Source organism: Arthrobacter alpinus, from assembly GCF_001294625.1.
GTDB classification, from domain to species: domain Bacteria; phylum Actinomycetota; class Actinomycetes; order Actinomycetales; family Micrococcaceae; genus Specibacter; species Specibacter alpinus_A.
In genome coordinates this window covers 2873232-2899713 of record NZ_CP012677.1, presented here as the reverse complement: position 1 = coordinate 2899713, position 26482 = coordinate 2873232, and the positions used below count along the sequence as shown (strand labels likewise).

The window sequence follows — 26482 nt, the reverse complement described above, 5'->3', positions numbered from 1 at the left end:
TTATGTGAGGATCAGGCGCAGCTTTGAAAGTGGCGCCACATTGGCGGCAAACCGTGCGCCCGTTCAAAGTGGAGGTTTGCCCGCACCGCGGTGTGATGTCAATTCCGCGCGAAAGCGGCCCATCTGGGACTCCTGCTTGAGGGCCTCAGGCGTAACCCTAGCTAACCGGTCAGTCAGGATCTTGCAGCACACCTGCGGCGCTAGTGATCCACCGGCTCCGGGTTACTGACAGCAGTCCTCAACGTCCACAGGCACATGAGTGCAGCACCGAGCATGACAATTACGCTCACCATGGCGACGATGCCCGAACCGGAGTCGAAGGCGTGCTTGGCCGAGTCCAGCAGCGCAGCGCCTTGATCGGCTGGCAGGGTGGCGGCAACATCGATGGCGCCGCCCAGCGTCTGGGACGCTGTGTTCGTTCCTTCCAGCGACACGCCTGCCGGAACCACAACATTCATCCTGTACGCTGCGGCCAAGATGCTGCCCAGGACGGCGGTTCCCAGTACCGAGCCCACCTCGTAGGCCGTTTCCGAGATGGCCGACGCAGCGCCTGCCTTAGCTGGCGGCGCGGCGGAGAGGATGAGGTCGTTGGAAATAGTCTCGGCCATGCCCACTCCCACGCCCAGGACCACAAACGCTGCAATGATGCCGGTTACTGACCCGTCGGTGTTCAGCCAAACAATCAGGAATGCCGATGCGTTGAGGAACAGCCCTCCGGCCACCAGCCATGATGGCTTGAAACGGTTGGCAAGGGACGCCGCCAGCAGTCCGGAGACGATGGTGAGCGCCAGGCCGGGGACCAGGACAAAAGCTGCGTGGGTAGGGGAGAGGCCCACCACCAGCTGCAGGTGCTGGGTGATGAAGTACAAGAAGCCCACTAGGGCAAAGATGCTCAGCAGATTGGCGCCTACGCTGCCGCTGAAGACCGGGTTCTTGAACAAGGTCACATCCATCATGGGGTTCTTGCGGCGCAGCTGACGGCGCACAAATACCGTACCCAGGGCAAGGCCCGCCACGATGAGGGCAACGTTGATGACGGAGAGTCCCGACTGGGCGATTTCCTTGATTCCGAAAATCGTCGGCACCATGGCGCCAAAGGACAACAAGATGCTCATCGGGTCAATTTTGCCTGGGGCGGGGTCCTTGGACTCCGGCACAAAGATCGGTGCCAGGATCAACAGTGGAACCAGCACCGGCACGGACATCAAGAACACGGAGCCCCACCAGAAGTGCTCAAGGAGGAATCCGCCCACGATGGGCCCCAGAGCCGCGCCGCCGGAGAAACCTGCCGCCCAGATGGCAATGGCCTTGCGGCGCTGGTCGGGGTGGAGGAACAAATTGCGGATCAGCGACAAGGTGGAGGGCATCAGCATGGCGCCAAACAGGCCCAGCAGCGCCCGATAACCAATGAGGGCGCCGGCGCTGGGGGCGAAAGCGGCAAACACCGAGACAATGGCGAAGCCGGTGCTGCCGATCATCAGCAGCCTCCGCCGCCCAAACCTGTCGGCCATGCTCCCCATGGGCACCAGCAGCGCTGCCAAGACCAGCGGGTACACATCAATGATCCACAACAGTTCCGAGGCGGAAGGAATCAGCGCCAAGGAGATCGAGGGGATGGCGAAACTGAGCACCGTATTGTCCACCGACACCAAAAGCACCGGCAACATGAGCACGGCCAGGGCAAGCCAGCTGCGGGCGCCGGCACGTGCATGGCCCGCGGAGGGGCCGGACAAGGGGGTGGTTGATGAGATAGCCATCAACCAATACTATACCGTCCAGTCGGTACAGTAAACCGTCTGGGTGGTGCACTTCATCACTTCTTGTAAGGTGGAGCAATGACGAATCAACCCCCAGCCCGGGATCGGGTCCTCGATGCCTATGGGGAATTGCTCATCAATGACGGCCCACTCGCGGCAACCTTGGACGCAGTAGCGGCGGCGGCGGGCGTGTCCAAGGGCGGGCTGCTTTACCACTTCAAGAGCAAAGAAGCCCTCACAGAGGGGCTGGTGAATCAGTTGCGTGAGTTGGCGGAAGCGGACTTCACCGCAATGTCAAAGGATCCACGGGGTTGCGCGAGCTACTACGTGCGAACCAGCGTATTTGGCGAGAGCACTTTTGACCGTGTCATTGTCGCCGCCATGCGTTTGGCGCAGGGCGAGGACAGTACGGTTAGGCAGGCCTTCGCGGAGATTCACGCTACCTGGTACAAGCTGATTCTCTCCGATATTGGGGATCCCACCGTGGCCCGGGCTGTCATGCTTTTGGGAGACGGGCTTTACTACAACGCCGCCCTTTTCGGTATGGCTTCAGGCTCCGAGCACACCACGGTCGACGGCGAAGCCGTTGACGTTGAGGCGCTGCTCGAGGTGGTGGCCCAGATGAGGTCCGGGCCTCGTTCATAGAGTGCGCTGGCGCAGCTGCAGAGGATAGTCTTTACCCCATGAGTATCAATCCCGCGCTGCAGGGACGCAGCTATTCCCAAGGTGACGTGTACAGTGTCGGTCGCGAATCGATCCGTGAATTCGCCACAGCAGTCAAGGCCACCCACGCAGCCCATTTTGAGGTTGTCGCAGCCCATGCATTGGGGTATACGGACCTGCTGGCCCCGCCAACGTACGCCATCATCGTGGCACAACGCGCTGACGCCCAGTTGATCAACGATCAGGATTCAGGAATCGATTTCTCCCGCGTCGTGCACGCGGAACAAAAGTTCACACACCACCGTCCCATTGTGGCCGGCGATGAGCTCGTGGCCGAACTCCACGTTGACACCGTGCGTGCCATGGGTGGCGGTGCCATGATCACCACTCGCGCAGAAATTTCCACCGTGGCAGGCGAGCCCGTGGCCACCACCGTGTCCGCCATCTTGGTCCGCGGAGAGGGACAATAATGAACTTTTCAGAGCTGACGCTGGGCCAGGAAATTGGTTCTCGCACGCTGGAAATAAGCCGCGCCGACTTGATTAAATATGCGGGAGCTTCGGGGGACTTCAATCCCATCCACTGGAACGATCGTTTTGCCCGTGAGGTCGAACTGCCCGGTGTCATCGCCCACGGCATGTTCACCATGGGCGCTGCCGTTCAGCTCGTCACGGATTGGGTGGGTGACCCGTCCGCCGTCACCGCCTACGGCACCCGCTTTACCAAGCCCGTGCCGGTCGCGGACCTGGCCGGTGCGCCCGGCGCCGTCGTGCAGATTCTCGGCGTCATCGGGGCCCTGAACGCAGAGGCGTTCACGGCAAGGGTCGACTTGGCCGTGACCTTGGATGGTCAAAAGGTTTTGGTCAAGGCGCAAGCAACTGTTCGCGTGGCGTGAGCGATGTTAATGCCTGGCGCAACGGGGTAGTTACCGCGTACGCAGGGTCCGGGCTGGTCTTTGCCAGTTGGGTCTCCCGTCTGCCGGCCATCCGTGATGATCTGGGCCTGACTCCGGGCGCGGTGGGCCTGATGCTGCTGTGCATGTCCCTGGGATCTTTTGTTTCCGTGGCAGCATCCGGGCTGGTGGTGCTCCGGCTTGGTTCTAAACTAACATCCCGGTGGGGCAGCATTATCCAAACCCTGGGCGTAATGGTCGTGGGGTTCGGTGCCACCGTGTTCTCCGAGGTCATGGTCGTCGGTGCCGGGCTGGTCATTGTTGGTTTGGGCACGGGTAGCTGGAACGCCGCCTCGAACATTGAGGGCGCCGCGGTTGAGCGTGCCCTGGGGCGGCACATCATGCCCCGACTGCACGGTTCCTTCAGCATCGGCACGGTGGCGGGAGCGGGGATGGGGGCGCTCGCGGCCTCGACCCACCTGCCAGTGGCCATCCACCTTTCGGTGATAGCCGTGATTGTTTGTATTGCTGTTTGGATAGGTGCCGGCCACTACCAGGCGGACCAACTTTCCCACGCGGCGTCGATGGTGGATGTGCGTCCCGGTGACACAACGGACGCCGGCGTGAGCGCGAAGACACGCAAAAAGGCGGGGAAGGCGAAAATTGCCGCTGCCTGGAAGGATCCGCGGACTTTGTTGCTGGGTGTGCTGGTACTGGGGCTCGGGCTTGCCGAAGGGTCCGCGGGGGACTGGGTGGCGTTGGCGATGGCCGACGGTCACGGCTCCTCAAACGCTGTCGGGGCCATCGGTTACGGCATCTTTGTCTCCGCCATGACCATTGGCCGTTTTGCCGGGACAGTGGTGCTTGACAAGTACGGGCGGGTCATCGTGTTGCGGGTCAGTGCCGCCACGGCGGTGCTGGGCCTAGGCTTGTTCGTGTTCGCTCCCAGCCAGGAAATTGCCTTGTCCGCGTTGGTCTTGTGGGGTCTGGGCTCAGCGCTGGGCTTCCCCGTGGCCATGTCTGCCGCCTCTGACGATCCCGAACAAGCGGCGGCCAGAGTCTCGGTGGTTTCCACCGTGGGCTACGGGGCTTTCCTGGGTGGTCCCCCATTGCTTGGCCTGTTGGCTGAGCACGTTGGTGTGCTGCATTCCCTGCTTGCCGTTCTGGTGTTGCTGGTTGTGGCGTTCTTCCTCACACCTGTGGTCCGCCGGCCACAGTACCTGGACGCCGTGGAGTACCCGGCAACAGCTACTGTTGAGAAGTGACTAGTCAAAAACTGCTCAGCTCCCTGACCACCGTTGGTGTTGGCGGCCCCGCACGAAATTTCGTTGTGGCCACCACCGAGGCGGAGATCATCGCGGCCATCCGTGCTGCGGACGACGCCGGAGAGCCCCTTTTGATTCTTGGCGGGGGTTCCAATCTGGTGGTCTCCGATGACGGCTTCGCGGGCACCGTCCTGCAGATCGCCAGCCACGGCTTTGTGGCGAACTCCGAGGACTCCTGTGGAGGAGCCTCCGTGGTGGTCCAGGCCGGCCACGACTGGGACGACTTCGTCCACCAAACCGTCCTCCACGCCTGGAGCGGCGTCGAGGCGCTCTCCGGAATTCCCGGCAGCGCCGGCGCCACCCCCGTGCAGAATGTTGGGGCCTACGGCTGCGAGGTCGCCTCGAGCATTGCCGCCGTGCGCACCTGGGACCGGGAGAAAAATGCTGTCCGCACCTTCACCAACCACGAGCTGAGGTTCGGCTACCGCGACTCGCTGTTGAAGGCCACCACCGTCAACGGTTCCCCCCGCTACGTGGTGCTGACCGTTGAATTTCAACTGCTGCTGGGCCGGATGAGCGCCCCCGTGGCGTATACCGAACTGGCCCGCCGCCTCGGTGTGGAGGTCGGTAAACGCGCCAATTCACTCGAACTGCGCCGCACCGTCCTAGCCCTGCGTGCGTCCAAGGGCATGGTCCTGGACCCGGCCGACAGGGACACCTATTCCACTGGATCGTTCTTCACCAACCCCATCGTCACTGCCGAGGTTGCTGCCGCCTTGCCCGATGACGCCCCGCGCTGGCCGGCTGGGGAGCTCACAAAGCTCAGCGCCGCCTGGCTCATTGAGCACGCAGGCTTCGGCAAGGGGTACGGCTTGCTTTTGCCGGACGGCGTGGACGCGGGCGGCACCAACGGCCGTGCGGCCCTGTCCACCAAGCACACGCTTGCCGTCACCAACCGGGGTTCTGCCTCGGCACAGGACATCCTGGGGATCGCTCGCAAGGTGCGCGACGGCGTCGTGCGTCAGTTTGGTATAGCACTGGTCCCGGAACCAGTCCTGGTGGGCTGCTCCCTCTAGCCGCCCGTGGGGCGGGCTGGGCTTGTTGACAAACACTCCAGCACCCCATACCCGGGTAGGGGGGTAGGACGGCTCCCCGGTGTGATGTGCGCCGCCGTCGTTATTCGTAGTGTTAATGGAAAGATCTGCACTTTCTATTAACCTGGCGCACTTTGACGGGCCAGGCGTAAGGAGCCCCATGTCGTCGGCAACACTTGACAGCCCGGATGTATTGGACGAGAGCACTGTTCTAACCAAGCCAGCCAAAAAGCGCCCCGCCCGCGACCGCCACGTCACCGACTTTATCCAGCTGGCCGAAGAGGTGCGCGCCACCGGTCTGATGAACCGTGACATCAAATGGTATGTGGCGCGCTTTATCCGCCAGGGCATTGGATACTCGGCGGTCCTGGCCTTGTTCCTGACGCTCGGGCAGAGCTGGTGGCAGATGGTCACCGCGGTGCTGCTTGGCTTCATGTGCACGCACACCGCGTTCATCTCACACGACGCCGCCCACCGCCAGGTCTTCGCCTCGGCCAAGAAGAACGCCTGGCTTGCCCGCATCGCCGGCAACCTTTTTGTGGGCATGAGCTATGGCTGGTGGATGAACAAGCACGGCAAGCACCACCTGAACCCCAACAAGGTCGGTGTCGATGGTGACATAGACCCCGGCGTCATCGTGTTCGACCCCGACAACGCTGCCAAGCGCAAGGGGTTTGCCAAGTGGTTTGCTGCCCGCCAAGGCTACTTCCTGTTCCCGCTGCTCTCACTTGTTGCACTGGATCTGCACATTGCCTCTGTCAAGCGCGTGTTTGACCGCACTCAGGTTGTCCCGCAACGCAAGGCGGAGATCGCCTTGCTGGTGGTTCGCCTGGTCATCCTTCCCGCCTTCACCATCTTCTTCCTCGGTTGGGGCATCGGGCTGGCGTTTATCGCCGTGCACGTCATGACCCTGGGCGTCTACATGGGCGGCTCCTTCGCCCCGAACCACAAGGGCATGCCGTTGGTCCCCAAGGACGTCAAGATCGACTTCATGCGCCGCCAGACGCTCATGAGCCGCAACATCACCGGCGGTTGGTGGGTTGATGCCGGCATGGGCGGGCTGAACTACCAGATCGAACACCACCTTTTCCCCACCATGTCCTCCAGGAACCTGAAGGCCGTCCAGCCCATGGTCCGTGCCTACTGTGCGGAGCGGAACATCACGTACACCGAAACCACGCTGGGCCAGTCGTACATGATCGTGATGCGTTACCTGAACAGGGTTGGCCTGGGCCAGCGCGACCCCTTCGAATGCCCCATCACCGCAAATATGCGCTCCGCCCGCTAACGCTCCAATCCTTCAACTGACTCGCAGAAAACGGCGAAAACACCGAGAAATCGTGGTATTTCGCCGTTTTCTGCGGGTCTGTTCTGTTAAGTTGAAGTCATGACACCTGGCGTCACCCCCTCCACGATCGCCCGGCTCCGGCTGGCAGCACAATGGATCAGGCCCGCATTGCTCAAAGCGTCCACCATTCCCACACCGGGACCGGTGGACGTTGTTCGTTCCCTGACCGCGCTGCAGGGGCAGGACTTCCCGGGCGCACTGTGGGCCATCGGGTTACGTTCCCCGGGGCGCACCCGCACCGACGTCACAGCCGCCTTCAACCGCGGCGAACTCGTCCGCTCCTGCCCCCTGCGCGGCACCCTGCACGTCACCGTAGCCGAGGACCTCGGCTGGATCCTCTCACTCACCGCCGGGCGCATGTTGCAGGGCCAGGCCACGCGCCACCGCCAGCTAGGAATTACGACGTCGGACCTCGAGCACGTGCGAGGCCTGGCCCTTACGCTGCTGGAACAGTCGGGCGGAAAGTCGACGCGTGAGACGCTGTTGGCCGCATTCGAGCAGGCAGGCCAAGGAACAAAAGCCCAGCGCGGCTATCACTTCCTGTTCCTGCTGTGCCTGAAGCAGACGCTGGTGCAGGGGCCCGTGAACCCGGACGGCAACGGCAACACCCAGTTCTACGTCAGCTCACAAGACTGGATCAAGAATCCGCGCACCCTGGAACGGGATGAAGCCCTTGCGGAGCTGGCCCTGCGCTACTTCCGCAGCCACGGGCCGGCAACCATCAAGGACTTTCAGTGGTGGTCAAAGCTGACGATCAAGGACATTAACGCCGGGCTGGCGCAGGCAAGGGCAGGGCTGGAAACCATTGAATGCAACGGCTCCAGCTACTTTATGGCGCCGGAAACCGCAGAACTCCTCGGCGGTGCATCCGGTAAATCGGTGCAGCGCAGGGCGGTGCCACCTGGCGCCCGTTCGGTGCTCCTGCTCCCGGGCTTCGACGAGTATCTGCTCGGCTACACGGACCGCAGTGCAGCACTGGCCCCGGAACACGCACACCTGACGGTGCCGGGTAACAACGGCATGTTCAAGGCAACGGTGGTGGTCGGCGGCAGGGTGGCCGGGACCTGGCGCAAGGCGCAAGGTGCGGCGGAGAAACAAAGCCAACTCTCCGGCGTCGTGCTTCCAGAACTGTTTGGCGTGCTCAGCCCGGCCCAAAGCAAGGCGCTGGAGAATTCTGCACAAGCCTACAAACGCTACTTAACTTAAAAACTGAGACGCACTCGTTGTACGAAAATCGCGAAAGTAAGCGCTTTCCGGTGCAACGAGTGCGCCACAGTTGAGAGAGGCTAGAGCGTGCCGACGGCGATCTTGACCATGCGGCGCAGCGGCTCGGCGGCACCCCAGAGGAGCTGGTCGCCCACCGTGAACGCGCTGATGTACTCCGGGCCCATCTCCATCTTGCGGATACGGCCCACGGGGATGTCCAGGGTGCCGGACGCCGCGACGGGCGTCAGATCGGCCATGGAGGCTTCCTTGGTGTTGGGGATGACCTTGGCCCACTCGTTGTCGTTGGCCAGAATCGATTCGATTTCAGCAACGGAAAGGTCCTCGCGGAGCTTCAGGGTCAGGGCCTGGGAGTGGGAGCGCATGGCGCCGATGCGCACGCACAGACCGTCCATGATGACCTTGTTGGCGTCGGTGTTGCCCAGGATCTTGTTGGTCTCCACCCCTGCCTTCCACTCCTCCTTGGACTGCCCGTTGCCCAGGTCCGCGTCGATCCAGGGGATCAAGGAACCGGCCAGCGGAGCGCCAAACTGGGAAGAATCCACGCCATCGCGCTGGTGGGCCAGGACCTTCCGGTCAATTTCCAGGATGGCCGACGCCGGGTCGTCAAGTTCGCTGGCAACCTCAGAGTTGAGCGTACCGAACTGGTTCAGGAGCTCACGCATGTGGCGCGCGCCGCCACCAGATGCAGCCTGGTAGGTCATGGAGGTTCCCCACTCGACCAAGCCGTTCTTGAACAATCCACCCAGACCCATGAGCATGCAGGAGACTGTGCAGTTGCCGCCGATGAAATCCTTCGTGCCGTTGGCGAGGCCGGCGTCGATGACGTCACGGTTGATGGGGTCCAGCACAATGATCGAGTCGTCGTTCATTCGCAGTGTGGAGGCCGCATCCATCCAGAGCCCATCCCAGCCGCGGTTGCGCAGCTCAGTGTGCACCCGGGAGGTGTAGTCGCCACCCTGGGCGGTGACAATAATGGGCAGCTTGGCCAACGTGTCAATGTCAAAGGCGTCTTCGAGCCTGCCGGAGTCGCCGCCGGTAATTGCCGGGGAGTTGCCGCCAGCATTCGAGGTGGAGAAGAAGACGGGGTTGATATTGCCGAAGTCGCCTTCGTCCTGCATACGCTGCAGCAGAACGGAACCGACCATGCCACGCCAGCCAACCAGGCCGACGGAAGGAACACTGTTATTGGTCATGCACTCCAGTTTAGAGGGGAGCTTGCCATTCCAAGAAGTTCGTTTCATTGGGTGAACGCACGGGCAGTACGCTCGCAAGGGGCTTGCCGGGCACCCGAAGGTCGTGTGGCTGGGGGATGGCCCTTATTCGGGTCGGATCAAGGTGATGCCACGTTCCTTGCGCAGGCGCTCTGCCTTGCGTTCCCGGGCGTAGTACACCCAACTCCAGGGGACGAACATCCCTGCAAGGAGCAGGGGGACGGTGTTCTTCACGGCCTCTGCGGGACCGGACTGGATCCAGTGGATAGTGAAAGTCACGAGGGCACCTGCAACGAGGCAGGAGAGTATCAGGGAGATCGCCAGGAGCCCACCGGCACTGTTGACGGGCTTGACGGCGCTGCCCACGGAGCCCTTGTACACGCCGTATTCTTCCACGCTCATGCCCTGGCGGAATGCTTCACGTTCCACCTCGGACTTGTAGTAGCCCTTGGTGCGTTTGTATCCAGGCTTGTGTTTGGGATCCCTGGAGGGTGCCGCGTGGGCGCCGCCAGTGGGAGATGGCCGCTTGCTCAAGAAAGCAGTGCCGTTCGCAAGGTGGTCAGTGCCGCCAACAGGCCAATGTCGTCCAGTCCGCTCTCTTCGACGACGTCCGACGCCGGATCCACAACTTTGCCCACAGACCAGGCGCCGGCATCAGGGCGGATCATTAGGTGATCCTCGGCATCGACGGTTCGACTCAGGATGTAGGCGGTCCCGGTTTGTGTCTGGCGGACGTGCTCAGCAACGATGTCAAGCTCGGCCACAGCCCCCTCGATGGCCGGATCTTGGGCAAACGCAAACCATGTTGCCAAAGTACGAGGCTGCAAGAGGACCTTGACCAAATCGGATTCCACATGGACCACGGTGTCTATGGATTCACCGGACATCAGGCTGATCTCCGTCCATCGATTCGCCCGCCCCAGGGCATAAGCCAAGGCCACGGCAGGGCCTTCGAGCTCAAGGTCTTCGCCATTTGCCGTGGCCAGGCCCCGGGCCAATAAAGAGGAAGCGCCTGCCATGCACAATTGCTCGGACGCCAGCTCCTCGCTCAGCCGGAGGACTGCTGCACTCTTTTCTGCCTGTGGCGTCGATGTGCTTTTGAGAAGGTAGGCCATCTCGGCGAAGCCAAAACCGTAGGCATCCGCTGTTGAAGGTTGCTGTTGCATGGATGTCTGGGTCATGTTTTTGTGGATTCCGTTCTCTGAGGTGTGGGGTGAGGTGTGGGCAGGATGGAGGGTGCCAGTGTCCGCAATTATGGCGACCTAGCCAAATCCAAGGAATTTCGCGGCACTGTTTCCAAGATCATTGATGCCTTCATTGACACTGTTGGCAAACTTGGCGGTCTCCGCAACTGCGGATTGCGCAGCGTTGGCGACCGCGTCGCCCACAGCCTTGACACCGCCGTCGACGAACTCTTTCACCGCGGGAATTTCATAGATGGCCCAGCCTGCACTGACCACCTGCGCTACGGTTCCAGCCGGTGGCGGCAGGAAGCAAGCCACACCCAGCGCCGTCTTGGCAAACGAGTAGCTGGCACCTCCAACGTCACCTTCGGCGATATTTTTGACCGTGTCGTAACCACTCAGACCAACGCCGAGCCAGCCCAACCCCCGGCCCAATCCCCCCTTGCCCAGCCAATCAAGTTTGGAATCCTTGAAGAGCACCGAGGATTCAGCAAAGAAGCCCTTCATGGAGTTCAGCTGGGGGAAGTACTTGTTGAGATTCTTCATGCCCAACAAGTCGGTCGTGGAATCCATGATGTTGAAGGGCGCGCTGCGACCAGTCAGCTTTGCCCATTGGGCCGAGTCGGTGAAGAAGTCCCAGTTCTTGCTGGCGCCCATCCACCCGAGCCCCCACAGGTTCTTCGGCAGGGAAGCTACGTTCTTGACATTGCCGTAGTGCTTCCAGTTGTCTCGGAAGTGCGAATCTTTCGCGAGCCAGTCCGGGCCCCACGGATTGGATGCACCGCCCCCGCCAGCGCCACCCGGTCCGCCGGCCCCTGAAACGGCGCTCGCCTGTTCCTGTTCCAGGGCATTCTTGTTCAGCTCGGTGGCAGTGGTGTCCAGCATGGCCGCCGTGCGGGCAATAACGCCGCTTTGCGAACCGCGCCACTGGGCGGCGAAACGCTGCGCGTCAGGCCCCTGCCAATAGCGCGGGAGTTGGTTCACGGCGCCGTCGAGCGCCGCCTTCACTTGGAGGAGAGACTGCGACTTGCCCGAGAAGTCCCGGGCCAGTGCGCGAAGCTCCTCGACATCGGCGCCAAGCATTTGTGTCAAAGTAGTCTCCAGGGTGCGAGGTGGGGCTGGCAAGCGGCCGCATTTCTAGGTTGAGTCTAGATGGCGGGCACAGCCCGGGGCCATGGGGAGCACACCCCATGGCCCCGGGTGGGCCCGGCTTCCGGGGCCCTACTCGGGTGACTCAAACTCGGAATCGCCCTTGGCCCACAGGGTGAAACGGTATTCGGTGCCATTCTTCGCGGTGTGCCAGCCCTCTTTTGGCGAGGCGCCGCGGAAGGACCATTCAAGACCCAGCCCGGGTGCCTCCGTATCCCCTGGTACGTCCGTGTTAATAACGGTGATGATGGCAACGTTGCAATCCTCGATCACCTGGTCAAACACCTGCCTGCCACCGATGACCCACACCTCATTGCCGCCGGGGGAGAGTTGCGCCTCTACAAGCGCCTGATCCAAGGATTCAAGCACGACGGCGCCACGCGCCTCGGGCGTGGCTGCCCAGCCTTCTTGGTGGGTCACCACGATGTTGGTGCGGTCTGGCAACGGGCGGAACTTTTCCGGGAACGAGTCCCACGTCTTGCGGCCCATGACCACGGGGTGGCTGAGGGTGACGCGCTTGAAGTGGGCCATGTCCTCGGGCAGGTGCCAGGGCATGCCACCGTCGGCGCCAATGATGCCCTGATTGGTTTGGGCCCAGATCATACCCACGATGGGCTGCTCGAAACGGTAGTACGTGGGCAGGGTGTGAGACTCGCTCATACGGCTATCGGTGCCTTAATCGTGGGGTGGTGCTGGTAGTTGACCAGCTCCATGTCTGCAAAGGTGTACTCAAAAATAGAATCCGGCTTGCGCGTGAAACGAAGTTGTGGGCACGGGTACGGTTCACGGGAGAGCTGCTCGGTGACCTGGGCGAGGTGGTCGTCGTAGATGTGGACGTCGCCGCCGGTCCAGATGAACTCTCCGGGGTCCATATCCAGCTGGTGCGCCACCATCATGGTCAGCAGCGCGTAGGAGGCGATGTTGAAGGGGACACCCAAGAAGGTGTCGGCCGAGCGCTGGTACAGCTGGCAGCTGAGCTTGCCGCGGCCGTCCTGGGTGGGGGCAACATAGAACTGGAAGAAGGCGTGACACGGCGGCAGCGCCATGTTCTTCAGCTCGCCCACATTCCAGGCCGAAACAATGTGCCGGCGCGAATCCGGGTTCTCGCGCAGGGACTCGATGACGGCGGCAATCTGGTCAATGTGCTCGCCGTCCGGTGTGGGCCACGAGCGCCACTGGACGCCATAGACCGGGCCCAGCTCGCCGTCGTCATCTGCCCATTCGTTCCAGATCTTCACACCGTTTTCCTGCAGCCAACGCACATTCGAATCCCCGCGCAGGAACCACAGCAGCTCCATCGCCACGGACTTGAAATGCACCCGCTTGGTGGTGATCAGCGGGAAGCTTTCGGAGAGGTCAAAGCGCAGCTGGCGGCCAAAAACGCTGCGCGTGCCGGTGCCGGTGCGGTCCGATTTCGCGGTGCCATTCGCCAGTACGTCCCGCAGCATATCCTCATAGGGGGTCAAAATAGTCACGCCAACAGTCTACTTGCCGCGCTGGTTCAGGCGACCTTGCAGCAATGTGATGAGCATCGTGCCATCCAGACCGGCCCGTTCCCCTTCCTCAATGAGATGTTCGACGGCGGCCATCACCGCCCCATCCGCTCCCACTGCTCGAGCCGCCCCAGGCGGTCGAGCCTGTCGGGACCCAGCCACCACCGTGCCCTGCCGTCGGTTCGTGATGACAATTCTTGCCGCCTCCAGCTCCTTGTAGGCCCGGGCAACAGTTCCGGCGGCCACGCCGAGGTCTGCTGCGAGGCTGCGGACGGTGGGTAACCGGGCACCGGCCTGGAGTTCGCCCACCGCAATGAGCGCGGAGATCTGGCCCTGGATCTGCTCATACGGCGGGGTGGCTGTTGCCAAGTCGATGACAATCTGGGCTTCCATGGCGCTAGTTGCTCAGGCTGGTGTTGTGTTTTGCTGCCGGCATGAAGTCTGCGGGGGTGAAGCCGCGCATGGGGTAAAAGGACACAAGTGCGGCAATGACCAGGCACAGGGCGCCGAATATGCCTGATTCAAATCCAGACATGAGGGGGTTGGGATCTGGTGCCACGGGGATCATGATCAAGAGAATCCCGAGAATGGCGTACCAGCTGCCGGTCACCGTGCGGGCAACTCGGAACAGCGAGCGCCGGCGCAGGGTTCTGTCCAGGGTTGCCGGTGCGTTGCTCAACCCGGGCCGGGCAAGGACAAACCATGCGGCGGACAGGGCAGATGCCAGAATGGCCAGAGCCGCAATGCCGGGAACCCAATACATGGCTTCCGGAGCAGCCAACCCATCCCATGAATTGGGACTGCCGGACTTGGCAACGCTGTGGGCATTGATAAGCGCCAACACCAATCCAACTGCTGCGATCGCAAAGGCAAAGTACATCGGCCGAGGCAGCAGTACACGCACCTTGCTGCGAGGTGTTCCCGGAGTCGCATACTTGCGTCGAAGGACGAATTCCAGGCCCAGAATGGCGAGCAAGGCAAACACGGCTGATAAAGCCACAATTCCCATCAGGCCAAACCAGCCATGCGTCGCATACCCCACCGCAGCGCCAACGATGGCGGCAGGAAAAACCGCTGCCCTGGCCGAATTGGTGAACCGGGCGGCAGCAGGGCCGTCTCCCGAGGTGAGGTCCGGGGAAGCCCACGTTGCAAACAGAACGTTGTATCCGGCGTCGTCCGTGGGGGAATCAAGGAGCGCAGGCTTCCACAGGAGCATGGCGATCGAGACCACAATGTTGAGCAGACCCAGCCAATTCACCCAAGAGCTGGCTTCCACGTCCGGCCCCGACTGGCCCAGGAAGTTTCCTGCAATGGCGGCGAGGCCGGAGGCCACCGTGGCGGCAACTCGCAGCAGCCGATTCATGCCGATGGTCCGCAGCGTCTTGTTCTGGGTGCTGTCCAGACCCTCTATTGATCGGCGCGAGGCAATGAGCGCCATGACGAACAAGGTTCCCAGTGCCAGGACTACCAGCGCAGTCCCCAGCGCGGTGGCCAGGACCCATCCGGGAACGCGGCCGTTCAGCGGGCCATGCCAGGTCCCTTCTTTAGGGGACCAGGCTTCCCTGGCCGGGAATCCGGGGGCGAAGGCCAACCAGACCAGTACGCCGGCGCTCAGCAAGAAGACACCCAAGACGGTCCAGCCCAGCGTCGGCTGGACAAAATCGCGAATTCGCCTGAACTCCAGGACTGCCATCCGCGTGGGGGATTTTGGTGCAGGCCAGGACAACTGGCCGACCAGGTGGACCACCAGGACGGCCGCGACGGGGCCGATGATCCAGAAGAACGGCACCACCGCCCATGGATTGGGGGAAAGCTGCATCTGGCTGGCCGGAAACGTCCCGGCCTGGTTTGCGCCGGCGAGGCTGCTGAGCGCCCAGGCAATGACGCCGGTCCAGAAGGCGTGCTTCCGGACAGCCTCCAACATCTTGTCTCGCTGCGGCGCCCACACCACAAAACGCAAGATCAAGTACAGCACTACGCAAGCAATTGCCACCACCGGCGCAAACGCCACGAGGATTTCAAAAAGGTTCGGTACCAACGGATTTGGTTCAAGCATCATTCCCCCGACAAATCGACAATCTTTGTACTAAGCGTACGGTACAAAGATTTCTTGGGGAAGGACGATGAAGTGAAGAGCCACCCCTTGGTGGACGGCCAGTCTGGCGGCCGGTCAGTCCTCGTAGGGTTTGTGCCGCTCCAGCGCCACGATCCGGCCGGGCTCCGCGATCGAAACATGGGCCACCAGGACCTCGCCCGGGGCAAGATACGGGTCGGCAATGGGCAGCTTCGCGGCCAGGGCCGGGTCCATGCGGGCGGCCAGTGCACCCAAGATGGTGGGCAAAACTGGGCGGTGCGTGCACACTGCCACGGCGCTGGACTTGGCCAGCAAACGTTCAACCACGGCACCAGCCTTTGCCGGGTTTCGCTTGTGATCGGCCTCGGTCAGACAAGGCACCACCTTGACCTTGGCCTTGGTTGCCTGGGCATACGGGGAAATCGTGGCAATGCACCTCATCCAGCCGCTCGTGAGGATCTTGGCCGGATGCCAGGACATCAGCAGGCGCTGGAGGTACAGGGCCTGACGCTTGCCCGTGGCCGCCAGCGGGCGTTCACCCTCGGCCCGTGTCCATGCCGAGCGTGGTTTAGCCTTGGCATGCCTGACTATCAGCAACGGCCACGTTCCCAAAGCATCGGCCTCATGGGCGGCGATCAACGCCTCCAACGGTTCGATGTCGGATGGGTTGGACAGCAGGCCGCGCGCCTTGTTGGGACTGCACCAGAGCGCCGTGTCCACTTCTTTCCCGTCGGGCATTGGCGGCATGTCATCAACAGCGGCAGCCCAGTAGTGGACTTCCTTCACGCCAGGCTTGACCGCGTAGCGGATGGTGGGTAGCGGAATGCCCAAGGTGATGGGCAGGCCAACCTCCTCATACACTTCCCGCACGGCACACTCGGATAATGTCTCACCCTTGTCCAGCTTGCCCTTGGGCCAGGACCAATCGTCGTAACGCTGGCGGTGAATGAGTAGAAGTTCCAGCTTCTTTTTCTTCACCCGCCAGCACAGTGCACCGGCGGCGTATACGGACACTCCCGACTCACCGTCGGGTGCCATGTCCTGTAAATGTTCAGTGCTGCGCATTACCGGCGAAGGGTCGAGCGCTGTCGTGAACGGCCCGCCAGCAGCCAGGACTGGACGTCCTCCAGCGGGTTTCCATCGGCGTCTAGGTGGCGGCGCGTCCACAACCCGTCAACGTCTAAATGCCAGCTGGCGGTGCCCGGGTCAAGGTAGCGATCAAGTAAGGTGTTGACCTCGGCAATGTCCTCCGTGTTGGAGAGTCGGACCAGGGCTTCCACGCGGCGGTCAAGATTGCGGTGCATCATGTCGGCCGATCCGATGTAGACCACCGGGTCGCCGGCGTTGGCAAAGGTGAACACGCGGGAGTGCTCCAGGAACCGGCCCAGCACCGAACGCACCGTGATGTTTTCGCTAAGCCCGGGAACGCCCGGCCGCAGGGAGCAGATGCCGCGGACGATGATGCCCACCTCAACGCCGGCCTGGGAGGCCCGGTACAGGGAGTCGATGATGGCTTCATCGACCATCGAATTGACCTTGAAACGCACTTGGGCTGGGCGCCCGGCCTTCTTGTTGGCGATTTCCGCATCAATGCGTTCGATCAGTCCTGAGCGCACCGAACGTGGCGCCACCAGCAGCCTGTCGAAGGTTGATTTAGGGGCGTATCCGGAGAGCTGATTGAACAGCTTGGACAGGTCCTCGCCCACCTGATTGTCCGCCGTTAACAGGCCCAGGTCCTCATAGTAGCGGGCAGTTCGAGGATGGTAATTTCCGGTGCCAATGTGACAGTAGCGGCGCAAGCCGTCCTGCTCCTGCCGTACCACCAGTGATAGCTTGCAGTGCGTCTTAAGCCCCACAATGCCGTACACCACGTGCACCCCGGCCTGTTCAAGTTTGCGGGCCCAGGAGATGTTGGCCTGCTCGTCAAAGCGGGCCTTGATCTCCACTAGGGCCAGCACCTGTTTGCCAGCCTCGGCAGCATCCACCAGTGCGTCCACAATGGGGGAGTCGCCGGAGGTGCGGTACAGGGTCTGCTTGATGGCGCGCACCTTAGGATCGGCAGCGGCTTGCTCTAAGAATGCCTGCACCGAGGTGGAGAAGGAGTCGTAGGGGTGGTGCAGGAGGATATCCCTGCGGCGCATGGCAGCAAATACGTTGGCGGCCTTGGAAGTCTCCGACTCGTTCAGGTCGCGGGAGGTGTGGGCAACATGCTTGGGGTAGCGCAGATCGCTGCGGTCAATGCCGCCAATGATCGACAGGCCGCGCAGGTCAAGCGGGGCCGGAAGCGAATACACTTCCGTGTCCTCAATGTCCAGCTCCCGGACCAGCAGGGCCAGGATATTCGGGTTGATGTCCGTGGTCACCTCAAGGCGCACCGGCGGGCCGAACTTGCGGCGCAGCAGTTCCTTTTCCAACGCCTGCAGGAGGTTCTCGGCGTCGTCCTCTTCAACCTCAAGATCCTCATTGCGGGTGACCCGGAAAGTATGGTGCTCCAGCACCTCCATACCGGGAAAGAGCTGGCCCAAATGCTCCGCGATGACCTCTTCGAGCGGGATGAAGCGGGCCACCCGGCCAGGTACGGTGCCCGCGCGCGGACCGTCAACTGAAACAAGGCGGGGCAGTAGGTCTGGCACCTTCAAGCGGGCAAAGAGCTCTTTGTCGCTGACCGGGTTGCGCACCACAACGGCCAAGTTCAAGGAGAGCCCTGAAATGTAGGGGAAGGGATGGGCGGGGTCAACGGCCAGGGGGGTGAGGATGGGGAAGATCTTCTCGGCAAACATGGTGCTGAGCGCAATCTTGGCGGTGTCATCCAACTCTTGCCAATGCACCAAATGGATGTGTTCGTAGGCCAGCGCCGGGCGGATTTGACCGGCAAAAACTTGGGCGTGCCTGGACTGCAACTCGTGGGCGGCGTCGCTGATCTGCTCCAACACCTCGATGGGACTCAGACCGGCGGGGGAGGGCACCGCTAAACCGGTGGCGATGCGCCGCTTCAGGCCAGCAACCCGGACCATGAAGAACTCGTCCAGGTTGGACGCGAAGATGGACAGGAAGTTCACACGCTCCAGCAGGAATAGGCTCGGGTCCTCAGCCAGTTCCAGGACCCTGGCGTTGAATGCCAGCCAGCTCAGCTCACGGTCAAGGAACCTGTCGGGGCTGATGTCACCCTCAGGGATAAGATTCGGCTCAAACTCGGGGATGTCGATACGGTCCTGCGTGGCACGGGCCGCTGGGACTTCGCCTGATCCGAAGCGTTCCCGCCCAAACGACGCCGCGGTCTGTACAGGTCCCTTGTATTCGCGTTTCATCGATAAATCCTCATAGTCGGTGCTGCTTTGGATCAACCTTACAAGCCGGGGCACCATGGTGCGGCACAGGCCGCCAGCTGGTGGGGCGCTAGGACGCGGCCATGGGTCCATACATGACATCGGAGTCCCATTTTGTGAACCCGAGTTTGCGGTAAAGCGCCACGGCAGCCTCGTTGTCGGCATCCACGTACAGCATGATCGCCTGCAACCCTGAGCGTTGCAGGTACTCGATGCCCTGCAAGGTCAGCGTTTTGCCCAACCCCATTCCTTGCGCTGCCGGGGTGACGCCCACAACATAGACCTCGCCCATGGCTTCCTGGCCTGCGCGGGAGGGGTGCACCTTGGTCCAGTGGAAGCCTAAGATCTCGCCGTTGCCGTCGACGGCCAGAAAGAAACCGTTGGGGTCAAACCATGGCTCGGCCATGCGCGCCTGCAAATCGGAAAGGGTCATGGCACCCTGTTCGGGGTGGTGAGCAAAAGCCGCGGCATTGGCCGCCAGCCACGCCGCTTCGTCTTGATGCGGTACAAAAGTGCGCAACCTTACGCCGCTGGGCGTTGAAAGGTTGGTGGACGGCGCATCCGAGAGACTGGCCCGGACAAGACGCATCCGCCAGAGTTCACGGATGGCCCGGAAACCGTAGCTTGCGGCGAGGTCGGCTGCGGCCTCGTGACCGCCGTGCGACCACGCTTTCAGGCCGTGCAGCCCCCTTGCTTCCAGCAATTTATCCACCAGCATGGCGCCGACGCCCCCATTCCGGTAGGTGGGGTGCACCACGATCTCCAGCACGCCTTCACTGCCGTCGAGCACGACGACGGCCACCCCTGCCAGGTCTTCACCTTCGGTGACGGAGTTCTCCTCAGGGGCATGCGCCGTCAGGACCAGGAGGTTGTGGGCGCCGGCGCTTTTAGACCTCAATTCAACAAGGGTTTGCTCGGAGAGAGGGGGATTTCCGTCGGTGTCCTCGGCGGCGTCAACCACGGAGAAAATGTCGCGGAGTGCATCGGGGTCGGGGGTACCCGTGATTACCGTAACGGGCCAGCTGCCAGTCTTTGCGGGGCTCATGACCACAGCCTAGTAGGGGTGCGGTCCCGAACGCGAGACGCGCGGTGAGAAAAAACTGTGCCAGCGCCCCAATTGCCGCCCGCCAGGGCCCCTCGGTTTGCGTTCAGAGCACGTGCTGCCCTAGAGTTTGAGAGCAGTTATTTTCTGGGGGGATGCACCAGTGGGGTGTCCTCGATACGTTCGACCCGTATGTCCTCCACCAAATAACAAAGGCCCGCATCCGTCAAGGATGCGGGCCTTTGTGTTCCCGTGCCAAGTGAGCAAGATGCCCGGGCAGGACTAGGCGTCAACCATTTCGTCGTCGGGCATCCTGGCAATGGTTAGGCGGTAGCCCACGTTACGCACTGTGCTGATCAAGTTCTCATGGTCCGAGCCCAGCTTCGCTCGTAGGCGCCGAACATGGACATCGACGGTGCGGGTTCCTCCGTAGTAGTCATAGCCCCACACCTCATTGAGCAGTTGGGCACGGGTAAAGACGCGGCCAGGATGCTGGGCAAGGTACTTCAGGAGCTCAAACTCCTTGTACGTCAGGTTCAGTGGCTTGCCGTGGACACGCACCGTGTAACTGTCCTCGTCGATGACGACGCCGGCGGCATGGATTTCCGCACTGGCATGGTCCTCTGCGGTGGACGTGCGGGTCAAGGCTAAACGGATCCGGGCCTCGACCTCGGCGGGGCCCGCAGAGTCCAGGATCACGTCGTCTGCCGCCCAGGACGCGGACACAGCCGCCATCCCGCCTTCGGTCAGCACCAGCAGCAGCGGAACACTGATGCCGGTGGCGCGCAGCAATTGGGTCAGTGACCGTGAACTGGAGAGGTCCTTGCGGGCGTCGACGAGGATGATATCGCAAGGTTTGGCGTCCAGCAGTGCGGTGGGCACGGCCGGCAGAATGTGGACCGAGTGGCTCAGGAGTTCCAGGGCAGGCAAAACGTCCACGGAGCTACCGTGGTTGTTGGTCAGCATCAGTATCTGTGACAAGTTTTCCTCCAAAGTGCGGGATGCGCATCTTTGAGCGACGAACCACCGGGCAACCCCATCAGGGGCTGACCAGCCAGGCCTCATATGCTGAAGAGAAAACGCACCGCTCCAAGGGTTGTTCCACAGTGTACCGCGCAGAGTAAGGCAGGATTGGTGTGTGAAGTCATCTATTACGGCCCTTGTCGGAATCATCGCGCTCGCAGCTATTGTCGCCGGACACTTCTTTGGCCTTGGATACAGTGTGGGCGTTGGCATCGCCTTGTCAGTTGTCTTTGGTCTGGGATGGCCTCGCTACCTGGGCATTCCCGCCAAGAAAACGCTCGGCACGGTCATGGCGTTGACAGGTGCCGGTGCTGCGCTGACGGTCGGGTTGACCAAGGACGCAAACTTCATGGTCTGGACACCCATCTTCATTGCCGTGGGCTTTGGGGCTGTCATGGTAGTCCAGCTCATCCGCGGCACCGGGCAAGCCCACCGCCTTGAATCGACCCTCGGCTCCGGTGCGGGCGTGTTAGTGGCCGGATTCGCCAGCGGCTGGGTGGCCTCACAGAGGTTCCTGGGCGAACCGGGCATGACATTGATCGTCGCCATCAGTGCAGCTGTTGCCTTGTTGGCGGGGACACTCCCCTGGCCGGACAGGGTGGCGGCGCCCCTGGCCATCGTCCTGGGTGCACTTTCTGGCCCCCTTGCAGCATTGCTTTTCTCAGATCTTCGAATTGTTCCCGCCGTCATCTTAGGGGCACTCGTGGCCGCGGTGATTGCCAGTTTCCGCCGCCTACGAACACTAGCCGGACCCTCGCACAGTTTCATGGGAAGCTGCGCGTCGGCGTTGGCACCCATTTTGTCGCTGGGCGCGTTGGTCTATTTCGTGGAAAAACTGCTCCTAAGCTAAGTGCGGCCGCAAGCACTGTAGGATGGAATTATGAGCGTATTTGCCTTAGAAATCTTCTTCATTTGCCTGCTTGCCCTCGCCGGAGTCACCATGGCTTGGTTCGCCGGTCTGGTGGTGTGGCGGTTGTTCAAGGGCCAGCAGTAACCTGCCATGGCCATTGAAATCCCCACTGATCTAACTCCCGAGCTGGTGCCGCTGTCATGGCTGCTTGGCACGTGGAGCGGAAACGGCCGGCTGGGTGCCGGTGAAGCTGATGACGAATATTTCACCCAGACCGCTACCTTCAGCTCCAACGGCTTGCCATACCTGCAATATACGGCCGAGTCCTGGCTCACCGATGAGCTGGGCACCGTTTTGAGACCGCTCTCCGTGGAAACCGGCTTCTGGCAACTTGACCGGCCCATGAACGACGCCGACGTAGGCCCGGGCTTGATCCCTGCCGACATTGTCCCCGCCCTAAGGACAGCCGACGACGTCGAAGCCCTGCGGAATGCTGATGGCGGGTTCGACATCATGGCTACCATCGTGCACCCCGGCGGCATTGCCGAGCTGTACTACGGCAGTATCAAGGGACCACAGATACATCTCTCCACTGACGCTGTCATGCGCGGTGCCGGGGCCAAAGACTATAAAGCCGCCACCCGCATCTTCGGTCTGGTCAACGGCGAACTTTACTGGCGCTGGGATGCGGCCGCCAGCGGCAAGTCCTTACAGGCCCACGCGTCCGCCGCTCTGCGTAAAATCTCCTGACTGCATTCATGCACCGGGTCTGGACAAGCTCGACCACCGGGCCGGAATAGCCCATCAAGAGAAGGCGTTGCACACCATATGAGCTATTTGAGTCCTTTGCTAAACCGTCATGGGGCTGTTCAGTCCGGCGGACTGGATGCCGGTGTTGCCGCTCACTACGGTGATCCCAACAAGGAGCAGCGCCTGTTGGCCGGTTACAACGGCAAACCGGGCACCGCAGTGGTGGATTTGTCCCACCGTGGGGTTGTTACAGTGGGCGGTCCGGACAGGCTGAGCTGGATGAATACGCTCTCCTCGCAAAGCCTGACCGGTCTTGCCCCCCACACCAGCACCGAGTTGCTGCTGCTGAGCGTCCAAGGCCGCATTGAATACGACGCACGGGTAGTGGACGACGGGGAAACGCTATGGCTGATCGTGGAAACGGACGAGGCCGCGCCACTAGCAGCCTGGTTGAACTCCATGAAGTTCATGCTGCGCGTGGACGTTGCCGATGTGTCATCCGATTGGGCCGTGGTGGGCTCTGTGGTGGAGATCCCGGAGTGGGATTCGCTGCTCATGTGGACGGATCCTTGGCCTCATATCGGCGCTGGTGGATATAGCTATGCGGCCATCGACGAGTCGGAGCACCCGGGGCTGGAGCGGCCCTGGCACGAATATTTGATTCCAGCAGCCGCCCTGGTGGACACCGTAGGAACCCGTCCGCTGGCGGGTGTCTGGGCGGCCGAGGCGCTGCGAATTGCCGCGTGGCGCCCGCGTCGGGGAGCTGAGACCGACGACAAGTCGATTCCTCACGAGTTGGACCTTTTGCGCACCGCAGTGCACATGTCCAAGGGCTGTTACAAGGGCCAGGAAACCGTAGCGCGCGTTCACAATCTGGGACACCCGCCTCGGCGGCTTGTGTTCTTGCAGCTGGATGGATCCCAGCACACCATTCCGGCCCCTGGTAGTGAGGTGTTTGCCGGTGACCGCAAGGTGGGTGTGGTGACCAGCGTTGCCCAGCACTATGAGATGGGCCCCATCGCCTTGGCCCTGATCAAGCGCACGGTGGATCCCGCCCAGGACTTGATGGTGGACGACGCCGGGGAAAAGTATGTTGCCGCCCAGGAGCTGATCGTGGCCACCGACGCCGGCCAGGTGGTGGGACGGGCCACAGGGTTCCTGCGCACCCCGCGCTAAAAGATGACACGCATCACACTGGGGCGCCCTTGTCTGCGATTAGTCCACGTGGAATAATTCTCGTGGAATACCTTTCGGGAGGGCAGGGGATGTGACAAGAAATTCGCAATTGACGCCGCTGGGCATCTGCGCCCTCGGGCTCCTTGTGGAACGCCCCATGCATCCCTACGAGATGTACCAGGTGCTGATGCAACGGCATGAGGACCGCCTGGTGAAAGTCAGGCCGGGAACGCTCTACCACACGGTAGGCAGACTCGCCTCTGCCGGGCTGGTGGAGCCAGTAGGTACCGAGCGGGACGGGAACCGGCCGGAACGGACCACCTATGCAATATTGCCCCCGGGCAAGGTCGCCTTGGACGCCCGCATCAAGGATTTGCTGTCCACCCCCGTGAATGAATTCCCCAGCTTCCCCCAGGCCCTGGACGAGGCGCACAACCTGCCAGCCGGCGTCGTGGTTGACCTCTTGGACCAGAGGATCCACGCCTTGGAGGTCGATCTGGCCGATCTGGGTCAAGGTGCCGCAGAAGCCCGGTCCCAAGGCGTTGAACGCCGCTATTTAATCGATATCGAGTACCAACAGGCGATGCTGACGGCCGAGACTCAGTGGGTCCACGGGCTGTGCGCGGAGCTTACCGCCGGCACCCTGGCCTGGTGAGCAAACCGCCACCATACATATTTTTCTAAACTAAGGACTCCCCATGGAAACCGTGGCAAAACCGTGGCCCGCGTTATGGGCACTCGTGCTTGGCTTCTTCATGATTCTTGTCGATTCAACCATCGTCTCGGTGGCCAACCCGAAAATCATGGAGGGCCTGAACACCGACATCAACTCCGTCATCTGGGTCACCAGCGCCTACCTTCTGGCCTATGCGGTGCCGTTGCTTGTCGCCGGCCGCCTCGGTGACAAATATGGCCCCAAAAATCTGTACCTCATCGGCCTGAGTGTGTTCACCTTGGCCTCCTTGTGGTGCGGTTTCTCCGGTGACATCAGCATGCTGATCATTGCCCGTGTGGTGCAGGGCTTGGGAGCGGCCATGATGACGCCGCAAACCATGGCCGTCATCACTCGCATCTTCGCCCCTGACAAGCGTGGACCGGCCATGGGCCTTTGGGGCGCCACGGCCGGTGTCGCCATGCTGGTGGGCCCCATCCTTGGCGGAGTCCTGGTGGACGGGTTGGGTTGGGAATGGATTTTCTTTGTCAACGTGCCCGTCGGTATCGTGGCGTTCGTTATGGCCTGGCGGCTGGTGCCCTCCTTGAAAACACACGACCATAAGTTTGATCTGCTAGGTGTTGCGCTGAGCTCCATCGGTTTGTTCATGCTTGTCTTTGGCATTCAGGAAGGCGCCAAGTACGACTGGGGCACCATCGCCGGACCCATTTCCGTGTGGGGCCTGATCATTGCCGGGATCGTGTTCCTTGGCCTGTTTGTTGGCTGGCAGGCCATCAACAAGGGTGAACCGCTGGTCCCCTTGAACCTGTTCAAGGTCCGCAACTTCTCTCTGGCCAACATCGCGATCACGGGCATGGGCTTCAGCATCACCGCCATGAGCTTGCCACTCTTCTTTTACTACCAGCTGGTTAGGGGCATGACGCCCACCCAGTCGGCACTGATGATGGTCCCCATGGCCCTGTTCTCCGGCGTTCTGGCACCCTTCGTTGGCAAGTTGGTGGACATTGTTAATCCCCGCTATGTGGCCTTTGTTGGATTCATCCTGATGTCAATTTCCCTGCTGTGGACCTCGGCCCTGATGAGCCCGGACACGGCCATCTGGCTGTTCCTGCTCCCGAGTGGTCTGTTGGGCATCGCCAGCTCAGGCATCTGGGCTCCCTTGTCGACGTCGGCCACCCGCAACCTGGGGCCGCGTGAAGCGGGCGCCGGTGCCGGGATTTACAATACGACCCGCCAGATCGGCTCGGTTCTGGGCAGTGCCGCCATCGCCGTGCTCATCACCTCCCGGCTCGCGGCTGAGATGCCTGCAGGTGCCTCGCAGGGGGTCTCCGGGGCGTCCGGGCAGTTGCCGGAGGCTCTCCGGGCAGGATTCGCAACCGCCATGTCGCAATCAATCGTCCTGCCGGCTGCTGTGGTTCTGATTGGTGCCGCGGCAGTGATCTTCTTCAGCAAGCCGCGTGCCGTGGACGCCATCTATGCTGACTTTAAAGTGAAACCGATGTCTTCAGACCAGCGACACTAAAGCCCGCCGAGATTGCCAGTGCGTGGGCGGCTGCGTTGTTCACGTCAGCCTGCCACTGCACAATAAGCCCTTCAGCCAAAGCCTCATGCGCGGCAATGTTGGTGGCCAGCAGGCCAAGCCCCTGCCGCCTGTGGGTCGGGGCAACCAAGGTGCCCATCGTTGCCAGCAGCCCTTGGTACTGGGCGTACGCGCTGGAGGCGACCGGGCCGGCGTCGTACGCGTCCTGCTCCTCGGAGCCAGGTGCGCCCATGAGCGTGAACTTGTGCTCCAGCATGCCAATCCCGGCGTCGTTCACATCGTCGGGCGGGCACAGCGCCTGAAGCGCAACAGCCTCCGGATTCCCGTGGGAGAGGGTCACTGTGCCCGCGGGCTGGTGCACGGCCAGGTCATCGGCGTAGTACAAGGTTTGGGTGCCGTGCCCGCGCCCGCCGAAGTCCCGCGTCAAGCGCAGCATCACCGCATGATCGCTGAGCTGGTCGTCACTGTACGCGGCCACGGCGTGCAGGACGGCGGCGGGGCCGGTGAGGATGGCCTGATCCCAGAGCCGGATGAAGGTGAGCCCGCCGCCATCGACTGGGTGGGTGATGCGGGTGCGGTCAGCGCCCATCACCAGCGAATCCGTGGGCAGACCTAGACCCCGCTCCCAGGCTAGGCGAACAATCGGGGCAGAACTCAGATCAAAAGTCATAAGTTAAACGCTACTCCCCACGGACTCCCCGGCAGACGCTGGCGCGGCGACCGAGGGCCCGATTATGGGGGCAAT

At 62.0% G+C, this 26482-nt stretch carries 26 protein-coding genes; 12 read left to right on the top strand and 14 right to left on the bottom strand.

The window, feature by feature from the left end:
• Window positions 1–200: 200 nt before the first annotated feature.
• Window positions 201–1757 carry an MFS transporter gene (locus AOC05_RS13135; RefSeq protein ID WP_062007608.1) on the bottom strand — a complete coding sequence of 519 codons (1557 nt, stop codon included), beginning with the start codon at window positions 1755–1757 and terminating at the stop codon, window positions 201–203.
• A 78-nt stretch (window positions 1758–1835) separates the two neighbouring features.
• Between AOC05_RS13135 and AOC05_RS13130 the strand changes: the two genes are divergently transcribed.
• From AOC05_RS13130 to AOC05_RS13100, 7 genes are all read left to right on the top strand, one after another.
• Window positions 1836–2402, top strand: a complete 567-nt coding sequence (locus AOC05_RS13130) for a TetR/AcrR family transcriptional regulator (protein WP_062007607.1) — start codon at window positions 1836–1838, stop codon at window positions 2400–2402.
• Window positions 2403–2440: 38 nt separating this feature from the next.
• On the top strand, window positions 2441–2890 hold the full coding sequence (locus AOC05_RS13125) for an FAS1-like dehydratase domain-containing protein (protein ID WP_062007606.1): 450 nt from the start codon (window positions 2441–2443) through the stop codon (window positions 2888–2890).
• Window positions 2890–3315, top strand: a complete 426-nt coding sequence (locus AOC05_RS13120) for a MaoC family dehydratase (RefSeq protein WP_062007605.1) — start codon at window positions 2890–2892, stop codon at window positions 3313–3315. Before AOC05_RS13125 ends, AOC05_RS13120 begins: the two co-directional genes overlap by 1 nt.
• Window positions 3312–4577 (top strand): MFS transporter, encoded by a 1266-nt coding sequence (locus tag AOC05_RS13115; protein ID WP_062007604.1) that lies wholly within the window; start codon window positions 3312–3314, stop codon window positions 4575–4577. Before AOC05_RS13120 ends, AOC05_RS13115 begins: the two co-directional genes overlap by 4 nt.
• On the top strand, window positions 4574–5653 hold the full coding sequence (locus AOC05_RS13110; protein ID WP_062007603.1) for a UDP-N-acetylmuramate dehydrogenase: 1080 nt from the start codon (window positions 4574–4576) through the stop codon (window positions 5651–5653). The genes AOC05_RS13115 and AOC05_RS13110 overlap by 4 nt, the downstream gene beginning before the upstream one ends.
• A 178-nt stretch (window positions 5654–5831) precedes the next feature.
• Window positions 5832–6959: a fatty acid desaturase family protein gene (locus AOC05_RS13105; RefSeq protein WP_062007602.1), complete on the top strand. Its 1128-nt coding sequence runs from the start codon at window positions 5832–5834 to the stop codon at window positions 6957–6959.
• Window positions 6960–7058: 99 nt separating this feature from the next.
• Window positions 7059–8225, top strand: coding sequence for a winged helix DNA-binding domain-containing protein (locus tag AOC05_RS13100; protein ID WP_062007601.1), 1167 nt, complete (start codon window positions 7059–7061; stop codon window positions 8223–8225).
• 80 nt (window positions 8226–8305) lie between these two features.
• Here AOC05_RS13100 and asd read toward each other — a convergent pair whose 3' ends face one another.
• The 12 genes from asd to AOC05_RS13040 all read right to left on the bottom strand — a co-directional run bounded on the left by asd (window position 8306) and on the right by AOC05_RS13040 (window position 20706).
• Window positions 8306–9439: an aspartate-semialdehyde dehydrogenase gene (asd, locus tag AOC05_RS13095; protein WP_062007600.1), complete on the bottom strand. Its 1134-nt coding sequence runs from the start codon at window positions 9437–9439 to the stop codon at window positions 8306–8308.
• Window positions 9440–9562: 123 nt separating this feature from the next.
• Window positions 9563–9991 (bottom strand): hypothetical protein, encoded by a 429-nt coding sequence (locus tag AOC05_RS13090; protein WP_062007599.1) that lies wholly within the window; start codon window positions 9989–9991, stop codon window positions 9563–9565.
• A complete protein-coding gene (locus tag AOC05_RS13085; RefSeq protein ID WP_062007598.1) occupies window positions 9988–10638 on the bottom strand; it encodes a hypothetical protein in 651 nt (216 codons plus the stop codon). Before AOC05_RS13085 ends, AOC05_RS13090 begins: the two co-directional genes overlap by 4 nt.
• A gap of 81 nt (window positions 10639–10719) precedes the next feature.
• A complete protein-coding gene (locus AOC05_RS13080; protein ID WP_062007597.1) occupies window positions 10720–11724 on the bottom strand; it encodes a WXG100 family type VII secretion target in 1005 nt (334 codons plus the stop codon).
• Between the two features lie 138 nt (window positions 11725–11862).
• On the bottom strand, window positions 11863–12450 hold the full coding sequence (locus tag AOC05_RS13075) for a dihydrofolate reductase (protein ID WP_062007596.1): 588 nt from the start codon (window positions 12448–12450) through the stop codon (window positions 11863–11865).
• Window positions 12447–13265 carry a thymidylate synthase gene (locus tag AOC05_RS13070; protein ID WP_062007595.1) on the bottom strand — a complete coding sequence of 273 codons (819 nt, stop codon included), beginning with the start codon at window positions 13263–13265 and terminating at the stop codon, window positions 12447–12449. The genes AOC05_RS13075 and AOC05_RS13070 overlap by 4 nt, the downstream gene beginning before the upstream one ends.
• Window positions 13266–13274: 9 nt before the next feature.
• A complete protein-coding gene (locus tag AOC05_RS13065; protein ID WP_062007594.1) occupies window positions 13275–13676 on the bottom strand; it encodes a GntR family transcriptional regulator in 402 nt (133 codons plus the stop codon).
• A 4-nt stretch (window positions 13677–13680) separates the two neighbouring features.
• Entirely contained in the window at window positions 13681–15342 is a 1662-nt protein-coding gene (locus AOC05_RS13060) for a hypothetical protein (RefSeq protein ID WP_062007593.1), read from the bottom strand.
• Window positions 15343–15453: 111 nt separating this feature from the next.
• On the bottom strand, window positions 15454–16422 hold the full coding sequence (locus AOC05_RS13055; protein WP_062007592.1) for an NUDIX hydrolase: 969 nt from the start codon (window positions 16420–16422) through the stop codon (window positions 15454–15456).
• Window positions 16422–18665, bottom strand: coding sequence for an RNA degradosome polyphosphate kinase (locus AOC05_RS13050; protein ID WP_062007591.1), 2244 nt, complete (start codon window positions 18663–18665; stop codon window positions 16422–16424). Before AOC05_RS13050 ends, AOC05_RS13055 begins: the two co-directional genes overlap by 1 nt.
• A gap of 88 nt (window positions 18666–18753) precedes the next feature.
• Window positions 18754–19728 (bottom strand): mycothiol synthase, encoded by a 975-nt coding sequence (gene mshD, locus AOC05_RS13045; RefSeq protein WP_062007590.1) that lies wholly within the window; start codon window positions 19726–19728, stop codon window positions 18754–18756.
• 279 nt (window positions 19729–20007) lie between these two features.
• A complete protein-coding gene (locus AOC05_RS13040) occupies window positions 20008–20706 on the bottom strand; it encodes a winged helix-turn-helix transcriptional regulator (RefSeq protein ID WP_062007589.1) in 699 nt (232 codons plus the stop codon).
• 157 nt (window positions 20707–20863) lie between these two features.
• Between AOC05_RS13040 and AOC05_RS13035 the strand changes: the two genes are divergently transcribed.
• The 5 genes from AOC05_RS13035 (at window position 20864) to AOC05_RS13015 (ending at window position 25719) form a co-directional block, all read left to right on the top strand.
• Entirely contained in the window at window positions 20864–21598 is a 735-nt protein-coding gene (locus tag AOC05_RS13035; RefSeq protein WP_062007588.1) for a hypothetical protein, read from the top strand.
• 150 nt (window positions 21599–21748) lie between these two features.
• Window positions 21749–22348 carry an FABP family protein gene (locus AOC05_RS13030; protein WP_062007587.1) on the top strand — a complete coding sequence of 200 codons (600 nt, stop codon included), beginning with the start codon at window positions 21749–21751 and terminating at the stop codon, window positions 22346–22348.
• 78 nt (window positions 22349–22426) lie between these two features.
• Window positions 22427–23524: a YgfZ/GcvT domain-containing protein gene (locus AOC05_RS13025; protein ID WP_062007586.1), complete on the top strand. Its 1098-nt coding sequence runs from the start codon at window positions 22427–22429 to the stop codon at window positions 23522–23524.
• A gap of 91 nt (window positions 23525–23615) precedes the next feature.
• A complete protein-coding gene (locus tag AOC05_RS13020) occupies window positions 23616–24179 on the top strand; it encodes a PadR family transcriptional regulator (RefSeq protein ID WP_062007585.1) in 564 nt (187 codons plus the stop codon).
• A 43-nt stretch (window positions 24180–24222) separates the two neighbouring features.
• The gene (locus AOC05_RS13015) at window positions 24223–25719 is read left to right on the top strand and encodes a DHA2 family efflux MFS transporter permease subunit (protein ID WP_062007584.1); all 1497 of its coding nucleotides are present in this window, start codon (window positions 24223–24225) and stop codon (window positions 25717–25719) included.
• Here the strand turns inward: AOC05_RS13015 and AOC05_RS13010 are convergent.
• Window positions 25682–26407 (bottom strand): GNAT family N-acetyltransferase, encoded by a 726-nt coding sequence (locus AOC05_RS13010; RefSeq protein WP_062007583.1) that lies wholly within the window; start codon window positions 26405–26407, stop codon window positions 25682–25684. The two genes, AOC05_RS13015 and AOC05_RS13010, sit on opposite strands and share 38 nt — an antisense overlap.
• Window positions 26408–26482: the final 75 nt, after the last annotated feature.